General features: G+C 74.3%; 1 protein-coding gene. It reads right to left on the reverse strand.

Annotation, left to right across the window (positions count from 1 at the left end; translation table 11 throughout):
- Positions 1-124: 124 nt before the first annotated feature.
- Positions 125-3,112 carry a beta-N-acetylglucosaminidase domain-containing protein gene (locus tag ACFXB5_RS53115; protein WP_385223191.1) on the reverse strand — a complete coding sequence of 996 codons (2,988 nt, stop codon included), beginning with the start codon at positions 3,110-3,112 and terminating at the stop codon, positions 125-127.
- Positions 3,113-3,398 lie beyond the last annotated feature (286 nt).

Raw genomic sequence — 3,398 nt, forward strand, 5'->3', positions numbered from 1 at the left:
TTCTGATTGCGTGTTGTTCTGTGAGTGTGCGTGATCTCGTCCGTCCAGCCTTCCTCCCATACGACCATAACACAACACCCCACCCCCCCCCCCCCGCCGGACAGGACCCAATTCTTCTGCGACGCTAGTCCTTCCGCACCGCGTAGGCGGCGACCGACCACAGGGAGTAGCCGAAGCGGGTGGCGCGCTCGACGCCCTGGACGCGGATGAACCGCGTGTCCGGGGCGTCCATGCCGATCGACTCCCGGCCGCCCTTCCCATGGGCCACTGTCGCCGCGTCGCGCCAGGTGCGGCCGTCCTTGGAGACCTGGACGCGGTAGCGGGAGGCGTACGCCTCCTGCCAGTTCAGCTCCAGGCGGCCGATCCGGGCCGGGTGGGCCAGCTCCAGCTGGAGCCAGGCGCCGTCCTCGGCCCGGGAGGACCAGCGGGTGTCCGCCTTGCCGTCGATCGCGGCGGACGCCGGGAAATCGGCGGTCTCATCGCCGGACGAGGTCGCCTTCGTGCCCTCCGCACGGGCCAGGTCCGGGCCGCCGGTGTGCGGATGCGCCCTTAAGGTCAGCATGCGCTCCTCGGACCCGAAGCGGACCGGGAAGGAGTAGCTGCCCGGCTTGGTGCCCTTGGCCACCGATATCTCCAGCCGGGCGGTCGCCGTACCGCCGCGCGGGGCCGTCACCCCGTCGGGGGCCCGGACCGTGATGCCGCGCGGCGCCTTCACCGTAAGGTCGCCGTTCACATCGCCGGGGCGGTGGGAGACCAACTGGGCCTCGACCACGGCCGCGTCGCCGCCTATCTGCGCGTCCGCCGTCTTGTGGGACAGGGTGAGCCCGGCGTCCGGGGTGTCGCCGAACCAGGGCGTGATCTCGTGCACGGCCGGCGGGGTGGTGCCCTCCGGCCAGCTGAGCCGGATCGCGTCCGCCGACAGGTTCTTGTCCCCCTCCGCCGCCCTGACCTGAGTGAAGCCGCTGTCGGAGAGGGCGCCGATGCGGCGCCAGCCCGCACCGGGGACATGCGCCTCGACGGTGCCCGGCGCGGCGTCCTGGACTCGTGCGGTGAGCGCGGAGACGGAGGCGAGCGGACGGCTGCGGCCGAAGCGCACGGTGACCGGGCGGCCGGGCGAGGACACCTCGGTGGCCGTCTTACCGTCGGCCGCCGCGCGGTCCTCCTCGCCGGTCCGCAGCCCCAGCTTCGGGGTCCGGTCCACGCCCGACCAGGCGTCCGCGCGGACCAGGGCCTTGGCGAGGAAGGGGTCGAGGACGCCCTTGCCGACCGTGACCCGGCTGTCCCCGATCCTCTCGCGCAGCGCCTCCACCGCGAGCTGGGCCTTCCAGGCGGCCGCCCCGTCGCCGCGCGCCTGGGCGGTGAGCATGTCCACGGCCCGCACCCCCGCGTCGCCGTACCGGCTCAGCTGGTCGAGCCACGGCCGCACATCGTCGCCCAGTGCGCGCGAGAGCCGCTCGGGGGCGTCACGCATCGTTGTGAAGGCCTCGCGCAGCCGGTCGGCCGAGCGCTCCAGCCGCTCCACGTCCGTACCGCCCAGGGCCGTCCAGAACGCGTCGATGAGCGGGCGCAGATACGCGGACTCGTCGCCGCCGAGCACCGAGGAGGCGTCGTTCCCGGCGAGGGCGCGCAGGGCGGCGCGGGTCTTGGCGTCGGGCCCGGCGAGGTCGTCGATGGCCGCCTGCCAGGACTCCTGGGGGCGGTAGCCGCGCGGGTTCCAGGCGAAGTCGGCGGCGGTGAACAGCGGGATCCGGGAGGCGGTCGGCTGCTCCATGGCGTTGGCCAGCAGCGCCGCGGACTGGGTGGCCACCGCGGGGTCGCGGCCGGTGTACGGGCCGAGGAAGATCCGGTCCTGCGCCCAGTCGTTGACCGGGTAGTTGTCCATGGTGACCAGGCGGTGGCCGAACGCCGACCGGGCGCCGGCCAGCTCACCGCCGGTGATGGTCCTGGGCACCACCCCGACGCCGGTCCAGGCGACCTCCACGCGCTGGTCGAGCGCCCCGGCCAGCGAGCGGCGGAACTCGGTGTCGCCGTCCTGGTAGTACTCGGTCGGCATCAGGGACAGCGGGGCCGAGCCGGGGTAGCGGTCGGCCAGGTGGCGGGCGAGGGCGCCTGCCACCTTGGCCTGCGCGGTGGCGGCGGCCTCCGGCCCGGAGCCGAATTCATCGGCGTCGGCGCCGCAGTGCCACTCGCTGTAGCTGACGTCCTGGAACTGCAGCTGGAAGGAGCGCACCCCGAGCGCCCACATGGCGTCGACCTTCCGCAGCAGCGCCTTGAGGTCCTTCGGGGACGAGAAGCACATCTCCTGGCCGGGGGAGACCGCCCAGCCGAGGGTCACATGGTTGGCGCGGGCGCGCGTGGCCAGCTCGCGGAACTCCTCGCGCCGTTCGGCGGGGTAGGGGTCGCGCCAGCGGGCCTGCCGGTAGGTGTCGTCGCCGGGCGCGTAGAGATAGCGGTTCTGCTTGGTGCGGCCCATGAAGTCGAGCTGGGCCAGCCGGTCGCGGTGCGACCACGGGGAGCCGTAGAAGCCCTCCGTCGTCCCCCTTACGGCCGTCGCGGGCCAGTCGCGGACGGTCACCCCGGCGAAGGCGGAGCCCCCGCCGTCCCGCTTCACCAGCAGCTGGCGCAGGGTCTGGACGGCGTGGAAGAGCCCGTCCGGGCCGACGCCGGACAGCGCGACCGTCGGGTGCCCGTCCACCGGGCCCGTGGCCAGGAGATAGCCGCCGGAGGGCAGGTCGCCGCGCTCGGGTGCGCGCAGGGCGCGCAGCGCGTTCGTCGCGCCCTTACCGCCGACATGCACCACCGGCCCGCGTGCCGGGGCCTTGCCACCGGGCGTGGCCTCGTTGACGGTGCGCACCCCCGCGTCATGCAGCAGGCCGCGCAGCGCGTCCAGGGCGTACGGATCGGCGTCGCCGTCGGCTATGAGCGTGGCCTCGTCCCCCAGGGCCACCTCCGGCCCCCGCGCCCGCAGCGACTGGGGGCGTGGCCATACGGGCGGTATGCCCTCGCTGCTGTCGCGCTCCGGTGTGGCGGCGCCCGGGGCGCCGTGGTCCACCGGTGCCGCGGTGGCCGCCGGGGCACCGCCGAGCAGCCCCCCGATGACCGCGGCGGCCATGGCCGTCGCGCCCGCTGCCCTGGGCCTCTTCCCCCCGAACTGCACGGGCCTCTCCTCGATCCAGATAGCCGGTCCCCGTAGATACGGCGCCGATAGGCGTGAGCCCACCACCAGGCCGGTGAGGGTGTCAACGTGAACGACCGAAGTGTCGGCATTGCCGCGTCCGCCGCGCCTCGGGCGCCTGGCGCCAGGCCTCGGGCGGCCCGGGGGGGGGGGGGGGCCCCCCCCCCCCCGGCGGGGGGTGGTTTAACAAAGGAGCAGAAGCAGCGATATTTTTGGGTGTGGT

It is taken from the genome of Streptomyces sp. NPDC059455 (assembly GCF_042750115.1).
Taxonomy (GTDB): Bacteria; Actinomycetota; Actinomycetes; order Streptomycetales; family Streptomycetaceae; genus Streptomyces; species Streptomyces endocoffeicus.